Here is a 13518-nt window from a genome sequence, read left to right as displayed (position 1 = left end):
GTCGGAAGGCTCGACGACACTTGAACGACCTTTGGATTCACGCACCGCGCACTGACGACTCCGACAACAGGGAGCACCTCCTCCAATGACCGCACAACCCGCACGTCCCGATCACGGCGGCCCCACAGCCGCCTCGGTCACGGGTGTCCCGCCGTTCACGCCCTCCCTCGCCAAAGCGGTGTTCAGGGACGTGACCCCGATGCACGTCTCCCGGCCGGCCGCGATAGCCGCCGCGTCGGTGACACGGACCGTGCTGACGGAGATCATCGACGCCGCGAGGAGAGCAGCGGTAGAGCAGAACCGGAAGAAGCTGCTTCCCGAGGACCTGATTCCGGCAATCGACCGGAACGTCGAACTCGAGGTGGCGGGTTCGTGGTTCGGCTACAGCTCGACGTTCAAGGAGCGGATGGGTGTCCTGCGCGACGCCGAGGGTGTCATCGTGTCCTCTCCCAAGCGCAGCAGGTCTCGCAGGCCGAGTGCTGTGGCCGGCTCCCACCGGTTCGAGGCCGGGGTCAGGAAGCTGCTGCGGAGCCAGGGGTGACGGCCGTCCCGGCGATGGTCCGGGACCTGGACGGGATCGCGAGCGTTTTCCTGACCGACCTCGCCCGTGACGCGGTCATGGTCGTCCGCCAGGGCGGGGCCAGGCGGACCGTCGGCCGGGATGACGTCCTGGCCGCCACCGGGATGCGGTTGTTCGTCGGCATCAGGCAGCGCGCCCTCGCCGAGGCACATGAGGCGACTCGGAACACTTCGGCCGGCTGAGCGGCGGCCGGAGATCCCTGCGCCTCGCCCTCTCCGAAATTCCGCCGGTCGGCGGTTCCCCAGTTCCACCCCGGAGAGGCCGGACGAGGCGCAGGGATCTCCGGAACCATAGGGCGGGGCCGTTACTGGAGCGTTTCAAGGCAGGTCGGGGCCTTCACGCATGCCCGAGCCGGCGTCCCCGCAGTGGTGCGGGGACGCCGGCTCAGAGGGTGGTGCGGGACATCAGGCCTTGTCGATGGTCAGGGTGATGGCCGAACGGATGGCGGTGTAGGAGCCGGACACCTCGTTGCCGACGAGACCGGCCGTGCGGTCGGTGCCGTACGCGTCGAACGGCAGGGTGATGATCTCGTCCTTGCCGTCGCCGTCGAGGTCGGCCACGAAGTGCTCGCGGGCGCCCCAGGCGTCGAAGCCGGTGACGGCCAACTGGTGGGGCTCGACGTCGGCCTTCAAAACCTCGGGCCTGTAGAGCGCGACGAAGGTCTCGCCGCTGCGTACGAGGACGCGGGCGCCGTCGGGGCCGGTGGCGAAGGAGCCGCCGCGGATCTCGGCGATGGCACGGGCCTGGCCGTCCACGCCGTCCGCGCCGTAGGTGCGCAGCGAGGCCAGGCTGTTCTCCACCAGGCCCTCGGGGCCCGTCATCCAGTTGGCGAGGGTGGCGTAGCCGCCCGCCTTGGCCTCGTGCAGCAGCTCACCGGTGCGGCCGTCGCGGATCTGGACCATGTTGGTCAGCTGGTTGGGCGGCAGCTGCTCGGAGTTGCCGCGCACCACGTAGGTGAAGACCACCGCATGGCCGTCGGCGTAGGGAATGCCGGACGAGGCGAACGTGCCGGCGCGCAGCGGCATGCCGAGGACGTCGCCCTGGCTGGTGCTGGGTGCCTTCGGGGTGAACGACCAGGCGGCCGAGCCGTCCTTGCCGTTCAGCGCGACGCCGCCCGCGGCGACCGGCGCGACGGGACTCCGGCCGCGGGTCTGGTACTGGGCGTAGACCTTGCCGTCGGCGGCCGACAGGTCGGCGAACGCCGGGGTGCCGATCTCCGCCGGGACCGCGTACTCCCACTTCAGGGAGCCGTCGTCCTCGTAGGCGCGGACCTTGTCGGTCGCCACGGCGACCTCGGCGGCGCCGTCGCCGTCGAGGTCGGAGGCGACGACGTTACGGACGTACTCGCCGGCGCCCGCCTTGATGACGGTGCGGACCTTGCCGGTGCGGGCGTCGACGATCGCGGCCGCCGAACTCGCGGCGACGATCAGCTCGTCGCGTCCGTCACCGGTGGTGTCGGCCTTGATGACCTGGGCCACGCGGCCGGGCAGCGTGGTCGACCACAGCCGCTTGGGCCGGCCGGAGACCATCGACGTGCCGTCGTAGGCGAACAGGCCGTTGGACGAGCCGCCGAGGACGACGTCGTTCTTCTTGTCGCCGTTGATGTCCGTGGCGGCGGCGGTGGTGGGGACGCCTTCCAGCGGCGAGACGGCCTTCTCCGCGCCGTTGCCGAGGTTGTAGACACGTACGTTCTGGTCGGTGTCGACGGTCCGCACCCGCCAGGAGCCGTCCTTGAACGGCTCGGTGTACAGCGGCGAGCCGATGACGCCGTTCTTCTCCCACTTCACGGCACCCTTGGTGCCGCTGAGGACGGAGATCCTGGCGTAGTGGGAGCCGTAGCGGTTCTCGGCGGCCCGGAGGTCCGTGTCGTCCAGGTAGGAGGCGACGATCTTGCCGTCGACCGCCTTCAGGCCCCATGCGGCGGCGACGTCACCGCTGTCGCCCGCCCGCTTGACGGTGCGCGCCCAGAGCAGGCTCGCGTCGTCGCCGTCGAGCGCGCGGACGCTGTTGCTGTTCATGTCGGGAACCGGGCTGTACGCGGATTCGGAGAGCGTCGACTCGCTGACCGTGTACTCAGGCTTGGTGCTGCCCTGGATGTCACCGATCTCCAGCGCGAGGGGAAGCGCGTTGATCCGCTCGGTGAGGGTGGTACGGGTGCCGTCGGCGAGGTCGTACGCGGCGATCTCGTACTTCACGCCCTCGGTGTAGTCCGACTGCTCCAGCGCCACGACCCGGTCACGCTTGGCGTCCAGGCGCAGCTGCCGTACGTAGAGGCTGCCGGTCTTCGACCACTTGACGGTGCCGTCCTCGGTGTCGATCACCAGGGTGTGGCCGCTGGGGGTCTGGTCGGTGGCGTAGTTGCGGTTCTGGTTCCAGGAGGCGGCGATCAGCCCGTCGCCCAGCGGCTGGAGCGAGCCCCACTGGACGCCGTTGTAGAGCTCGGCCTCGTGCGTCCAGGTCTGCTTCGGGGTGAGCTTGCCGTCGGCGAAGTCGAAGCGGATGCCGGTCAGGGTGGCCTTGGAGCCGGCCGGGGAGTTCATGTTGGAGAACGCGGAGTCCGCGATCACCAGCGTCTTGCCGACCAGTTTGACGTTGTACGCGGCCGCGTACAGCTTCGACCACAGCGTCTTGCCGGTGGCGCCGTCCAGGACCGTGACGAAGGTGCCGTTGGGCAGCGAGGAGCCCGGGGAGGTGAACGGGCGGTAGGGCAGTACGCCGTTCTCGGCGGTGAAGACGATGTCGTCCACGCCGTCGCCGGTCAGGTCGCCGGTGGTGACACCGTCGTCGCTCGCCATCGCGAACGGGCTGATCGCGTTGAAGCCCATCACCACGGCGGGCGGGTAGGGCTCCTTGCTGCCGCGGGGGGACGGGGTGATCTGCCAGTCCGCGTCCAGGGAGGTCGCGTCGCGCGACCAGAGCTGCTTGCCGTCGGCGCCGACGCGCTGGATCGGGCTGAGCCCGTTGACGGAGAAGTAGTCGCCCTTCGAGCCGCCCACCGGGAAGGTGGCGGCCATGCCCTGGGCGCCCTCGATGCCGGACTTCTTGGTCAGCTTCCAGGGGCTGGTGGCGTCGGTCGACGCACCGCTGTCCGTCGTGGAGGCGTCTGCGTCGGCGGCCTTGTCGGCGGTCGCCTTGGCGGCCTCGGCCGTCCGCCGGGCATCACCCTGGCTCCGCCCGTCGCCGTAGACGTCGGGCATGAGGCGGGCGGCCATCTCCGTGGCCTGGCTGTCGGTGAGCTTCAGGATGCCGTTGCCGTCCTCGGCGTGGACCGCCGGGGCGATGCTCAGGGCGAGACCGGAGGCAACCAGCATGGAGGCCAGGCGCAGGCCCCGTCGTTGCGGGTTTCTCATCAGATGTCCTTCGGGGAGAAGCGGAGGGCGGTGGCGTCGCTCAGGACGGTCTCGTTGAACGAGCTGCCGAGACCGTCGGTGCCGGCCTGGTTCTCGATGCCGGTGGTGGCCGAACCGCCGCGCTGCGAAGCGGCGCTGCCGATGCCCTTGTACTGGAGGGTGACGGCGCCGGTGGCCTCGTCGAAGACGGCCTCGAAGGAGACGCGCACCGAGGTGGCGGAGGCGAAGGCGGCGTTGTTCCACACGATGGCGAACTGGCGGGAGCCGGTCTTGCCGGTGACGGCGGTCTGGACGCTCGACTTCTTGTCCAGGGTCAGGTCGTCCCAGAAGGCGGCGACGACGCCGTTGGGCTGGGCGGGCGCCGGCAGCGCGGTGTTGGTGTAGTCGCCCAGGCGCGGCTGGAGGAAGTTGACCAGGCCGTTGGTGGTGACGGAGGCGCTGGTGTAGCTCACGCCGTAGTGGCGCACCGGGAACGGCAGGCTGATCTTCGTGGCGTCCTCGTCACCGGTCAGGGCGATGCTCTTCGAGCCCGTGATCCAGGAGGAGGCGACGGGTGCGCAGGAGTAGGTACCGGCCGCGTCCGTACGGTTGGGGAGCTTCACGTCGGCCGTCTCGTCGCCGTCGACCTCGATCGCGCCGCTGTAGACGCCGTTGCACACGACCGGAGCGGCCGGGGCGACGGACAGCGTGTAGGCGCCTTCGGCGACCTTCGGCAGGGTGAACAGGCCCTGGCTGTCGGTGGTGACCGCCGCGACGGGCGTGCCCTTCACGGAGACGGTGGCCTTCGCGAGCGGCCGTCCGGTGACGTCGAGGACCTTGCCGGTCACCTGGTGCGCGGGCACGGCGGTGAGCGCGAGGTCCTGCGTCAGGGGCTGCCCCGTGGCCAGTTCGACGCCGGACACCGTGCCGGTCACGTAGCCGTAGGAACCGGCCGAGAAGCTGTAGGTGCCCGGGAGCAGCGACAGCCGGTAGGAGCCGTCGGCACCGGTGGTCACCGCGCGGTTCGTGGAGTCGTTCGTGGCCTTGACGGTGACGCCCGGCAGCGCCGCGCCGCTCGCCTTGTCCGTGATCCGGCCGGACACCGTCACCGCGGTGTGCGGGGCCTTCTCCACGGAGGCGAAGACGTCGAGCTTGCCCTCGCCCCACACGTTGTTCATGCCGGCGGTGCCGCCGCAGTGCGTGTCCTCGACGTCGCGCGCGCCCTCGTTGAGGAGCTTGCGGGTCTCGTCGATGTTGCCGATCAGGGACGGAGCAGCCGACCACAGCAGCGCGACCGCGCCCGCGACGTGCGGGGTCGCCATCGACGTACCGCTGATGGTGTTGTACTGCGAACCGGGCCAGGTGGCCGTGACGTCGACGCCCGGTGCCGAGATGTTCGGCTTCGCCAGACCGTCGATCGGGGAGGGTCCGAAGCCGGAGAACTTGGCGATCTTGCCGGTGGAGTCGTAGGCGCCCACGCCGTAGGAGGCGACCTGCGAGCCCGGCGGGTGCGTGGTGGAGCAGGTGACGCCGTTGCCGTCGTTGCCGGCCGCGAAGGCCTCGAAGATGCCTGCGGAGTTCCAGGCCTCGACGATGTCCTTGTAGAAGGTGTTGTCGTCACCGCCCCAGGAGTTGTTGACGATGTTCGGCGCGAGGTCCGGGCGCGGGTTCTGCCCGTTGTGGTCGGTCGGCGCGAGGATCCACTGACCGGCCTTGAGAAGGTAGTCGTCCGTGCACTGGTCGGACTCGCAGCCCTTCGCCGCGATCCACGTCGCGTCGGGGGCGACGCCTATGCCGTGCTTGCCGACCATGGTGCCCATGGTGTGGGTGCCGTGGCCGTTGTTGTCGCACGGCTTGCCGGAGGTGCCGCAGTACCCGGACGGGTCGTAGAAGTTGTAGTCGTGCGTGAACGAGCCGTCGCCGTTGTTGCCGCGGTACTGCTGCACCAGGTCCGGGTGGTCGTACTGCACACCCGAGTCGACGTTGGCGATGACGATGCCCTCGCCGCGGTTGTCGTACTGCGACCAGACCTGGTCCGCCTTGATGTCCTTGACTCCCCACTCCGGGGCGTCGTCGCCCGTGGCGGAGGAGTCGGTCCCGGCGGACCGGGTGCGCGATGCGGCGACCTTCGCGTCGGAGGTCTCGATGTCGTCGAGCTTGTACGTGCGCGCCTTGACGATCCTGGCCACGTCGGAACGCTTCGCCAGCGCGTCCACCAGCGCCTGGTCACCCGTCACCTGGACCGTGTTGGAGATCCAGTAGTCCTGGTGCCCCACCTTCTTCTTGTCGAGGAAGGCGGTGAGCGAGCGCTGGCCCTGGCGCGCGGTGTCGCGCAGCGCCTTGTAGGCGGCCTGGGCCGCCTGGGCGTGGGTCTTCTTCCGCTTGGCGGCCGTGAGGTCGGCCTGGTCCTTCAGTACGACGAAGAAGCGGGCGTCCGCGCCGTCGCGCACGGCGGACGCGAGTCCGGCGTCGATCTTGCCCGAGACCGGGCTCGACGGTGTGGAGTCGGCGGAGTCGGCAAGGGCTGGTACGGGGCCGGCCAGCATCGCGGCAGCCGCGGTGAGCGAGGCCGCCGCCCACACGGCACGTCTACGCCTGGGCGATCGGGGCAGGGGCATCGAGGCACTCCTCCGGGGGGAAGGTTCGGGTGCCCGGACCCTAGGAGGCTGCCGTTACTCGGCCATTACAGGCCACTTGATCCCGCCGGTTCTCGCCGGGCCCCGCCCGGATCCGCGGCCCGTTCAGGCAGATCCGAGCCGGTCCCACGCAGGCTCCGCGTCCCCCGCCGCCGCCCCACCACGCTATGCGCTTGCGAGCAGGCCGACCGTGCCTGCCAGCCCCTCGTCGCCGTGGCCCTCGGCGACCCGGTCGCTCATCAGCCGCATGTAGGGGGTGAGGAGCCGCGGGTCCACGGACTGGCCCTGCGCCGTGGCGAGAAGCGTGTCGTTGGCCGCCGCCATCATGGCGAGGTTGGACGCGACCCCCTCGGTGAAATCACCGCTGTCCAGCTGGGCGGCCATGCCCTGGGCGGCTCCGGCCATGGCGCCGAGCCATTGAGCGAGCAGCGTGGCGAACCGGGCCCGGTCGACGTCCTTCTCCGTGTCCACCAGGGCGAAAGCATGGGTGATGCCTGCGAACATCCCCGTCATGGCGCTGAGCAGGGCGACATCGTGCAGCGCCGCGTGCCCCGGGTCCTCGCCGACGAACTTCACGCCGGCGGGAACCTCCAGCACCTCACGGTGGCGCTCGAACAACTGCTGGTCGCCGCTGTAGAAGACGTAACCCCCGGTCTCCGGGCGGCCGATCATCGGAGGGACGGCCATGATCCCGCCGTCCAGGAAGCGGGCGCCGCGGTCCTCGGCCCAGCGGGCGCGCTGCTGGGCCTGGGCGGGGGTGTTCGTGGTCAGGTTGACCACGTCCTTGCCGTTCAGTTCGGTACCGCTCAGGGTCTCGCCCACGGAGGCGTCGTCCAGCAGGCACAGGACGACGGGTCCGGTGGCCGAGGCCACCGCCTCGGCCGGTGTCGCGGCCGGACGGGCGCCCTCGCGCACCAGTGGTTCCGCCCTTCTCGGAGTGCGGTTCCAGACGGTCAGCGGGTGCCCCGCGGCCAGCCAGGTGCGGGCGAGCGCGGTCCCCATGTCACCGAGGCCGAGGAGGGTGACGGGCGTCTTGGAATTGCTGTGTGAGTCCATGCCTCCAGGCTGGGTCACGCCCGATAGGTGATCAAGTACGCACTATTTTGTGGGTGGTTACCTTAGGGTGAGTGGATGACCAGGCGGGGCGCTTACGTGTGCGGCATCGACGCGGCGATCGACGTGGTCGGCGGTAAGTGGAAGGTGCTCATCCTGTGGGCGCTGGAGGCGGGGCCCGGCCGGTTCGGCGAGCTGAGGCGGGGCATCCCCGGCATCACGGAGAAGGTTCTCGCCTCGCATCTGCGGGAGTTGGAGGCCGACCGCATCGTCTCCCGCGAGGAGACGTCGGAGGGTGCGGTACGCCGCGTCACGTACGCGCTCACCCCCCTCGGTGTCTCCCTGAACGAGGCCCTGGGCCCTCTCGGAGCCTGGGGCAGGGAGCACCTGCTCCAGGAGCGGGGCGCCCCCCAGGAAGCGCCCTGAGCGTGCGCGCGTGAATCGACCGCATCGCGGCGCTGCTCGACGACCCGGAGCTCGGCCCCCGGGCCGCCGCGAATCCGGCGCTGCCCGTCGCGACGATGTACGCGCTGATCGCGGCGGCCGGGCTGGCGGGTTAGAGGTACTCCGCGTACGCGTCGAGCGTCCGCAGGACCTCCGGTTCGGTGGCGGGCGGCAGTTGGAGGACGACCTCCTCGATGCCCAGGTCCGCGTAGTGGGCCAGCTTGCCCGGGTTCGGCAGGACCGCGTACGGGATCACCTGGAGGTCCTTCGGGTCCCGGCCCGCCGCCTCCCAGGCCGTACGCAGCCGGGGAACGGACTCGCTCAGGCCCCGGCCGCCGATCGGCATCCAGCCGTCCGCGTACTCCGCGATGTGCGCGAACAGCTTCGGGCCCGCCGCGCCGCCGATCAGGGTGCGCGGCCCAATCACCGGGCCGCGCGGTTCCTGGACGGGCTTCGGGTAGGCGTGGCTCGCCCGGACCGAGGTGAACTCACCCTGGTACGCGGTTGGTTCGTCCGCCCACAGCGCGCGCATCAGCGCCATCCGGTCGCGGCCGAGCTCCCGGCGCGTCGACCATTCCACGCCGTGGTCCGCCGCCTCCTCCACGTTCCAGCCGAAGCCGAGGCCGAGCGTGAAGCGGCCGCCGGAGAGGTGGTCGAGGGTCGCGATCTGCTTGGCCAGGCCGATCGGGTCGTGCTGGGCGATCAGCGTGATTCCGGTGCCGAGCGCCAGCCGTTCGGTCACCGCGGCTGCCTGGGCGAGGGCGACGAACGGGTCCAGGGTGCGGCCGTACTCGGGCGGCAGGTCGCCGCCCGCCGGGTAAAGAGTTTCCCTGCTCACCGGAATGTGCGTGTGCTCCGGAAGATAGAGCCCGGCGAATCCCCGCTGCTCAAGCTGGTGCGCGACCCGCACCGGTGTGATCGTTTCGTCGGTGAGGAAGATCGTTGTGGCGATCCGCATACGAGGACACCTCCGTCGTTGTCTGGTGGCGGCTCCAACGTATGCCGTACGGTGCGCAAAGCCGAGTCCTCGGCGACTTCGGGGGAGGTCGGAACATCATGGTCCGTACGCGCACCCGCACGGTGCTCACCGCGCTGTTCCTGACGGGCGTGCTCGTCGGCGGCTCATCCGCGGCGGCATCGGCCGCCGCGCCCGCATCCGCATCGCAATCCGCCGTCTCCCGCACCGCGTCGGTGCAGAGCGCGGGACACGTGGACAACGCGGCGGCGTCCGCCCACACCGGCGTGCGCGAGGCCGCGCACACGTACAAGAGCAAGCACAAGAGCAAAAGCAAGAGCAAGAAGCGGCGGAAGCACGGCTCCAGCGGGTTCGGGGGCGGGATGATCGCGGGGATCGTGCTCGCCGTGATCGTGGTCGGCATCATCGCGTTCGTGCTCGTCGCCCGCGCACGGCGGAACCCTTAGCCGCCGCGCCCCCGGCCGCCCCGTCCGGGGGTGGCCAGGGGCGCGCTGCGTCACCCCACCCGAAGGGGGTGCAGGACGCGCAGCGCCGCCCTGGAGCGCAGGGTGGGCGCCACCAGGGCCACGGTGTCGCCCGCAGACGCCGTCTGCGCGGTCGTGGACGTGCCCTGGTAGAACCAGCGCCAACTGCCGGAACCGGGCGCGGTCACTGTCGCGCTGACCTGGCCCGCGCTGTTCGTCTTCACCGTCTTCACGGTCGTGTACGAGGTGGCGCCCGTCTTCCTGAACTGCAGCTTCAGACTCTGGCCGCCGTAGCCGCGGTACTTCAGCGCCTCCCAGTCTGCGCGGGCCAGCGCGCCGGTGACCTTGACCTGGTTGCTGGTGCCGAACAGGGCGGGCCGCATCGCGGACACCTTCAGCGTCGCGGCTCGCTTCAACGTGAACGGGGCGAGCGCATCGAAGATCCAGTAGTCCCTGTCGTTGGCGTTGACGATGCCGTAGACGTTCCAGTCCCCGGCCCCCTCGTTGGCGTTGCGCTCGCTGTACGCGGGAAACCAGGCGGGATCGAAGCGCAGCGTCGCCGTGCAGTCCGAGGTGGTGGCGCTCAGCTTCTTGCAGGTGATCCCGACCGTCTCGGCCGGAGCGCCGTCGGCCGTGTCGGCGCCGCCCGTGTGGATTTCCCCCACCCCCTTGACACCCGAATTGTCCTTGATCGTCAGCTTGACCGGGAAGGTCACCACTCCACGGATGCCGACGACGACGCTCTTGCCGTTGTTGGCCACCGCCTTGACGATCCGGATGTCGCCCCGCCCTTCGGCCTGCGCCGGTGACGCCCCCAGCACGGCCATGACCACCGAAGCGGCCACCGTGCCCCACAGCACATGTCTTCGCATGTCCCCTCCTCCTCGCCCACGCGCCGGGTCCGGCGCGGAGCGTGGGCACAGCGTAGAACCCGTCTTCCGGGGCTCATCGGGGGGCTCACCGATCCGGTGATCGCCGAGGAGACCGGAGAACCTGCCGCGGGGGAGTCGTCGCACGATCCGGGGCGAGTGGGGCGTGCAACCGCCATGCGCAGCCGCGTTGTTGTACGTACGCGAGCCCCGCGATCACCGCGCCCAGCACCAGCCAGCCCGTCGGCCCTGCCGCCATCACGACTCCCGTCAGCAGCGGCGGACCGGCGGACTTCTGGATGGACGGGGACATCCCGGCCACTCCCAGGTACGCGGCGCGCGCGTCGGGTGGCGCGAGGAGGACGGCCAGCTCCCATGAGCTCACCGAGCGCATCAGCTCCGCCAGGGTGACCAGCACCGCCGCCCCGAGCAGGACCGCCGCGGCCGTCCAGGTCCCGCAGCGGGTGGCGGCGGCGAGCAGGGCGCAGCACGCGCCCATCAGGACCCCGTACAGGGTGACCGTCCGCAGCACGCGGCGCGGGCCCTCCGCCCTGTTGGAGACGGTCAGTTGGAGCGTGACGACGAGCACCGTGTTGATGACCAGGACCGCCGGGACGAGCGCGTGCGGCGCGGATGTGCTGCTCACGAGCCACAGCGGGAGGCCGACGCCGAGGACCGAGTCGTCGAGGTTCATCGGGATGTCGAGGAGGACGAAGCGGAGGTAGCCCCGGTCCCGCCACGGGCTCTTCGGCCGGGCGGGGTCGCGGGGGCCCGCCGTGGCGGTGCCGGCCGCCTCGCTCTTCGCTACCTCCACCGTCACCGTGGCGCGCGGCTCGCGGGTGCGGCGGGCCAGGAGCGCGGCGACGGCGAAGGACAGCGCGTTGGCGAGGATCATGGCGCGGTAGGCCTCCGTGGTGCCCACCGCCAGCCCGATGGCCGCGAGACCCGCGCCGACGCCGTAGCCGGCGTTCGCCGCGCTGCGGGACAAGGCCTGGTAGGCGGCCCGTCGTTCGCCCGCCGCTCGGGTGGCGAACAGCATCTCCAGGGTCTTCGCCGCGCGGTCGCCGAGATAGGTGGCCGCGATGACGGGCAGCAGGGCCGCGAATCCGGTGCAGGTCATCACCAGGAGCAGGGTCACCAGCCGGAGCAGGTGGCAGCCGATCAGCAGCCGGCGAACCGGGAAGCGGCCGGCGAGGCGCCCGGCCAGGGGTGATCCGACGATGCCCGCGATTCCGGCCGCCCCCAGCAGTACGCCGATCTGCTCGGGGCTGAGATGCGTGACGAAGGTGAGGTAGAGGACCGACGAAGCGGCCCACAGTCCGGAGCCGGTGCGGTCGACGGCCAGGGCGAGCAGCATGATCCGGGCATCCCGGCCGCCCGGCGGGTTCCGCAACTGCGCCAACAGCCCCTGGCTGTCCACGCGGTGCGACATCTCGGTGCCCCCGCTGCCCGCGCCCCCGCTGCCCGCCGTGCGGCGCACCGCCCACCCCCGGTTACCTCGACATCAAGAGATCTGAAGACCTGGGGAAGCCTGCCGGGATTTAATCTCGATGTCAAGATACTTGATGGCGAGATACTGCCTGTGGTTCCCCTCGCGAACCCCGTGGGAACGAATCGGCGGTCCGGCTCCTCTGTGGGGTGACGCAACACGTCACCGCAGCCCGCCCATGGCCCCACCAGAGGAGTCCCCCGTGATATCCGACCGCCTGTTGCCCAGCCGCCGCGCCGCGGCTCTCGCCGTCGCCGGTGTGCTCACCGCCGACGGACTGCTGCACGTCCTCTGGTCCACCGGCACCACCTGGCCCGCCGGGGACGCCGCCTCCCTCTCGTACGCCGTCCTCGGCGTCGACGCCCCGTTCACCCCGCCCGTCGTCCTCCCGCTGGCCGCCGTCCTGTTCGGCGGGGCGGCCCTGGTCACCGCCCGCGCCCGGCTGGGGCGCACGCACCGGCTGGGGCGGCTCCTCCAGGCCGGGACGCTCGCCGTCGCCTGCGGCACCGCGCTGCGCGGGGCGGCCGGGCTCGGTTGGGCGGCGGGGCTGCGCACCGGCCTGGACGCCGGAGCCGGATCCACGTTCCATCTGCTCAACTGGTCCTTGTACACGCCCCTTTGCCTACTGCTCGCCGCAGCCGCACTCCGAGTGGCGGCCAGGGAGGACAGCCCCGCCCGTGCCCGATGACCACGACCGCGCGGTACGCCTCGTGGTGGCCGCCCAGCGCGGGGACACCCTCGCCATGAACGAGCTCCTGGACGACCTCACCCCGTACGTGGGCCGCATCTGCACCCCGATCGCCCTGGCCGACGGACCCGACGCCGTGCAGGAGACCCTCGTCGCCGTCTTCCGCGGTCTGCGCACCCTCAAGGAGCCGGCCGCCCTGTACGGATGGGTGCGGTCCATCGCCTGCCGGGAGGCGGTCCGGGTCGCCCGGCGCACCGCCAGGGCCGTGCCCGCCGACCTCACCATCCTGCCTCAGCGCGGCGATCCGCAGCTCGGCGCGGACATCGGTGACGTCCTGGCCCGGCTCTCCCCCGAGCACCGGGCCGTGCTCGTCCTGCGCGACGTCGAGGGACTGGACGAACAGACCGCCGCCGCCCTGCTCGACCTCCGGGTCGGCACCGTCAAATCCCGCCTGCACCGGGCCCGGGACTCCTTCCGGAAGGCATGGACGTCATGACCGACACCCCGCTCCCCGCGTGGCCCGCCGCCGCGCCCCTGGACCCGGTGCGACGGCTGCACGCGCTCGCGGCCGGGGTGCGCGGCGCCCGGGTCACCACCCGGGAGATCCCCGCGCCCTGCGCCGCGGTGGAGCCCCTGCTCGCCGACATCGACGGCGAACTCGCGCTCCTCGTACCGGATATGCGGCGCCTGCGGCTGACCCGAGCCGAGGGCGACCGGGTCGAGGCGGTGGCCCGCAGCCGGTTCGGCCCGCACGCCCGCTTCCACGGGGTGCGGCGCCCCGGCTGGCTCTGGCTGCAGAGCCGCTTCGTGCTGATCGGCATCGCGGCCGCCCCGTCCACGACCACCCCTGGCCACACGCTGGTCGCCTTCACCGGCGGCGTACGCGTCCCGGGCCGGGCGGCCCTGGTCCCGGTCGGCGTCGGCCGGGCGGGCCGCAAGGTGCTCGGCCTGCTGGAGGCCCGCCTCACGGCGCGCGGGTGAGCCCTCCGC

At 71.3% G+C, this 13518-nt stretch carries 11 protein-coding genes and 1 pseudogene; 6 read left to right on the top strand and 6 right to left on the bottom strand.

All coding sequences use genetic code 11. The annotated features are described in order from the left end of the window. The first annotated feature begins 85 nt into the window (after nucleotides 1–85). Nucleotides 86–762: pseudogene (locus tag ABTX18_RS20455) on the top strand (hypothetical protein). Between the two features lie 222 nt (nucleotides 763–984). On the opposite strand, the gene ABTX18_RS20450 reads toward ABTX18_RS20455, so the two are convergent. The 3 genes from ABTX18_RS20450 to ABTX18_RS20440 all read right to left on the bottom strand — a co-directional run bounded on the left by ABTX18_RS20450 (nucleotide 985) and on the right by ABTX18_RS20440 (nucleotide 7601). Continuing rightward, nucleotides 985–3930 (bottom strand): hypothetical protein, encoded by a 2946-nt coding sequence (locus ABTX18_RS20450; protein ID WP_352124123.1) that lies wholly within the window; start codon nucleotides 3928–3930, stop codon nucleotides 985–987. Then, complete coding sequence (locus ABTX18_RS20445; protein WP_352124122.1) at nucleotides 3930–6527, bottom strand: S8 family serine peptidase; 2598 nt, start codon at nucleotides 6525–6527, stop codon at nucleotides 3930–3932. The genes ABTX18_RS20450 and ABTX18_RS20445 overlap by 1 nt, the downstream gene beginning before the upstream one ends. A gap of 183 nt (nucleotides 6528–6710) precedes the next feature. After that, nucleotides 6711–7601, bottom strand: coding sequence for an NAD(P)-dependent oxidoreductase (locus ABTX18_RS20440; RefSeq protein WP_352124121.1), 891 nt, complete (start codon nucleotides 7599–7601; stop codon nucleotides 6711–6713). Nucleotides 7602–7676: 75 nt separating this feature from the next. On the opposite strand from ABTX18_RS20440, the gene ABTX18_RS20435 reads away from it, so the two are divergent. Then, the gene (locus ABTX18_RS20435) at nucleotides 7677–8024 is read left to right on the top strand and encodes a winged helix-turn-helix transcriptional regulator (protein WP_352124120.1); all 348 of its coding nucleotides are present in this window, start codon (nucleotides 7677–7679) and stop codon (nucleotides 8022–8024) included. A 130-nt stretch (nucleotides 8025–8154) separates the two neighbouring features. Here the strand turns inward: ABTX18_RS20435 and ABTX18_RS20430 are convergent, their stop codons facing one another. Further along, nucleotides 8155–9000 (bottom strand): LLM class F420-dependent oxidoreductase, encoded by an 846-nt coding sequence (locus tag ABTX18_RS20430; RefSeq protein ID WP_352124119.1) that lies wholly within the window; start codon nucleotides 8998–9000, stop codon nucleotides 8155–8157. A gap of 98 nt (nucleotides 9001–9098) precedes the next feature. Between ABTX18_RS20430 and ABTX18_RS20425 the strand changes: the two genes are divergently transcribed. Beyond that, nucleotides 9099–9464 carry a hypothetical protein gene (locus ABTX18_RS20425; RefSeq protein WP_352124118.1) on the top strand — a complete coding sequence of 122 codons (366 nt, stop codon included), beginning with the start codon at nucleotides 9099–9101 and terminating at the stop codon, nucleotides 9462–9464. Between the two features lie 50 nt (nucleotides 9465–9514). Here ABTX18_RS20425 and ABTX18_RS20420 read toward each other — a convergent pair whose 3' ends face one another. Continuing rightward, complete coding sequence (locus tag ABTX18_RS20420) at nucleotides 9515–10354, bottom strand: hypothetical protein (protein WP_352124117.1); 840 nt, start codon at nucleotides 10352–10354, stop codon at nucleotides 9515–9517. Between the two features lie 85 nt (nucleotides 10355–10439). Beyond that, entirely contained in the window at nucleotides 10440–11831 is a 1392-nt protein-coding gene (locus ABTX18_RS20415; protein WP_352124116.1) for an MFS transporter, read from the bottom strand. A gap of 211 nt (nucleotides 11832–12042) precedes the next feature. On the opposite strand from ABTX18_RS20415, the gene ABTX18_RS20410 reads away from it, so the two are divergent. The 3 genes from ABTX18_RS20410 to ABTX18_RS20400 are packed head-to-tail and all read left to right on the top strand — an operon-like array spanning nucleotide 12043 to nucleotide 13509. Next, nucleotides 12043–12528 (top strand): DUF3995 domain-containing protein, encoded by a 486-nt coding sequence (locus tag ABTX18_RS20410; protein ID WP_352124115.1) that lies wholly within the window; start codon nucleotides 12043–12045, stop codon nucleotides 12526–12528. 55 nt (nucleotides 12529–12583) lie between these two features. After that, on the top strand, nucleotides 12584–13024 hold the full coding sequence (locus ABTX18_RS20405) for an RNA polymerase sigma factor (RefSeq protein ID WP_503061187.1): 441 nt from the start codon (nucleotides 12584–12586) through the stop codon (nucleotides 13022–13024). Then, nucleotides 13021–13509, top strand: a complete 489-nt coding sequence (locus tag ABTX18_RS20400) for a hypothetical protein (RefSeq protein ID WP_352124113.1) — start codon at nucleotides 13021–13023, stop codon at nucleotides 13507–13509. The genes ABTX18_RS20405 and ABTX18_RS20400 overlap by 4 nt, the downstream gene beginning before the upstream one ends. Nucleotides 13510–13518 lie beyond the last annotated feature (9 nt).

This window comes from Streptomyces sp. NPDC096323 (assembly GCF_040302845.1).
Classification (GTDB): Bacteria; Actinomycetota; Actinomycetes; order Streptomycetales; family Streptomycetaceae; genus Streptomyces.
Note: the sequence above shows the minus strand (reverse complement) of the source record. Positions and strands in the feature narration are given on the sequence as shown.

Coding starts and splice junctions, on each gene's coding strand:
- ABTX18_RS20445 (WP_352124122.1), bottom strand. CDS start 6,527: ATGCCCCTGCCCCGATCGCCCAGGCGTAGACGTGCCGTGTGGGCGGCG.
- ABTX18_RS20425 (WP_352124118.1), top strand. CDS start 9,099: ATGGTCCGTACGCGCACCCGCACGGTGCTCACCGCGCTGTTCCTGACG.
- ABTX18_RS20405 (WP_503061187.1), top strand. CDS start 12,584: ATGAACGAGCTCCTGGACGACCTCACCCCGTACGTGGGCCGCATCTGC.
- ABTX18_RS20440 (WP_352124121.1), bottom strand. CDS start 7,601: ATGGACTCACACAGCAATTCCAAGACGCCCGTCACCCTCCTCGGCCTC.
- ABTX18_RS20400 (WP_352124113.1), top strand. CDS start 13,021: ATGACCGACACCCCGCTCCCCGCGTGGCCCGCCGCCGCGCCCCTGGAC.
- ABTX18_RS20420 (WP_352124117.1), bottom strand. CDS start 10,354: ATGCGAAGACATGTGCTGTGGGGCACGGTGGCCGCTTCGGTGGTCATG.
- ABTX18_RS20430 (WP_352124119.1), bottom strand. CDS start 9,000: ATGCGGATCGCCACAACGATCTTCCTCACCGACGAAACGATCACACCG.
- ABTX18_RS20450 (WP_352124123.1), bottom strand. CDS start 3,930: ATGAGAAACCCGCAACGACGGGGCCTGCGCCTGGCCTCCATGCTGGTT.
- ABTX18_RS20435 (WP_352124120.1), top strand. CDS start 7,677: ATGACCAGGCGGGGCGCTTACGTGTGCGGCATCGACGCGGCGATCGAC.